The organism is Sphingobium bisphenolivorans (assembly GCF_000412635.1).
GTDB classification, from domain to species: Bacteria; Pseudomonadota; Alphaproteobacteria; order Sphingomonadales; family Sphingomonadaceae; genus Sphingobium; species Sphingobium bisphenolivorans.
On record NZ_ASTG01000058.1, the window covers coordinates 1 to 969 of the forward strand.

The 969-nt window shown below is 64.0% G+C and carries 1 protein-coding gene; it reads right to left on the bottom strand.

Annotated features, from left to right (window positions below; translation table 11 throughout):
• Positions 1-904, bottom strand: a 904-nt coding sequence (locus L858_RS0119195; RefSeq protein ID WP_028056300.1) for an IS5 family transposase, incomplete at its 3' end; no start/stop codon positions are given.
• Positions 905-969: the final 65 nt, after the last annotated feature.

Sequence of the window (969 nt, forward strand, 5' to 3'; positions counted from 1 at the left end):
GGGCAGCATTGGCGCGCTGGCGCTGGGTAGGAAGCGGTTTGCCCGGTGCTCTGCGGAAGTGGATTTTTGAAACCCGCCCCGCGCGGAGGATGGCCCGCTCGTTCTTCTGACTGCGATAGGCGGTGTCCGCCCAGATCGAACTGCCCGTGTTCTCCGGATCGATCAGGCCCGGCAGTTCGCGGCCATCGTAGCGGGCGGCATCGCTGGCGGACCATGTGCGGATGAAGCCGTGGCGCTGGTCGATGCCGATGTGGGATTTGTAGCCGAAGATGGGCGTTGCTATCTCGGCCATGAACTTGCCGTCAGGCCCCTTCTTGCGCCGCCCGCGCTTCAACGTCCAGCGCGCGTCACGGTCCTTCTGTGCCAGCCTCGCCGGCTTGGCGGCCCAACCCTCGGGAATGCCGCCGTCCTTGACGATGGCGCGCTCCTCGTCGGTCATGCGCTGGCGCGGGGCGGCGATGATGCTGGCATCAACGATCTGCCCACCCATGGCCAGGTAGCCCTGATCCTTGAGATGGGCATCGAAGAGTGCGAACAGCGCTTCGATGGCATTGGCGCGCACGAGTGCCTCGCGGAAGCGCCAGATCGTCGTCTCGTCGGGCGTGTTGTCACCATCGTCGAGCCCAAGGAAGCGCCCGAAGCTGCGCCGGTCCAGGATCTGGAATTCCCTCTGTGCATCCGAAAGCCCGTAGAGTGTCTGCAGGACCAGCGTCTTGAACATCATCACCGCGTCCATCGGTGGGCGCCCACCCTTGCTGCCGTCAGAGCGTTGCAGCGCCGCATCCAGCGCAGGACGGAAAATCCCAAAGTCGATCAGGGCATCCAGCTTCTCCAGCGGATCACCTGCCGCCGACAGCGCCGCATACCGCTCGGCCAGATCGAAAAATCCACGCTGCACAGACACATGCACCTCCATCGCTCCAACGCGATGGAATCATAACCACAGCCTCACGGCCAGAGGTAAATCAG